The sequence below is a fragment of the Mesorhizobium sp. M7D.F.Ca.US.004.03.1.1 genome (assembly GCF_003998635.1).
Classification (GTDB): domain Bacteria; phylum Pseudomonadota; class Alphaproteobacteria; order Rhizobiales; family Rhizobiaceae; genus Mesorhizobium; species Mesorhizobium loti.
The window spans coordinates 1-469 of record NZ_RZQG01001779.1; the positions used below are offsets into that span (position 1 = coordinate 1).

General features: G+C 58.2%; 1 protein-coding gene. It reads right to left on the reverse strand.

The annotated features are described in order from the left end of the window. Positions 1 to 85: 85 nt before the first annotated feature. A partial coding sequence (locus EN935_RS39995; protein ID WP_127374451.1) for a DUF1849 family protein occupies positions 86 to 469 on the reverse strand: 384 nt, incomplete at its 5' end.

The window sequence follows — 469 nt, forward strand, 5'->3', positions numbered from 1 at the left end:
AGAGGTTGAGAGACGATTGCGGCACGTTCAAGTCGTTCGACACGGCCACGCCGTGCCGAGGTTAATCAACCGGCCGGATGAAGCCCTATTTTGCCGGGCAGGGTTTCGTCTGGTCGAACAGCGACAGGTTGACCAGCTTGCCGGTCATCGAGAAGTCGCCATAGTCCATGACGAGATCGCGGGTGATGCCGTTCTCATGCAGCTTGAAGCTGATGCGGTATTCCGGCACCTCTTCGCCTGTCTTGTCGGTGTCGTCGAAATAGGCGATGTCGACCGGCCAGTATTTGTCGGTGGCGAGCTTCGCCAGTGCCGGAGCCTCCGGGTCGGCCTTGTCGGAATTGGTTTTCTTGCCGACGACGACGGTGGTGGTCATCACCTTGTTGGCGTCTTCGGAACCGTCGAACAGGTTGGTTTCGTAGAAGTTCTCGCCCTTTTCGGCCTTGCCGATCAGTTCGACTAGGTGCTGGGT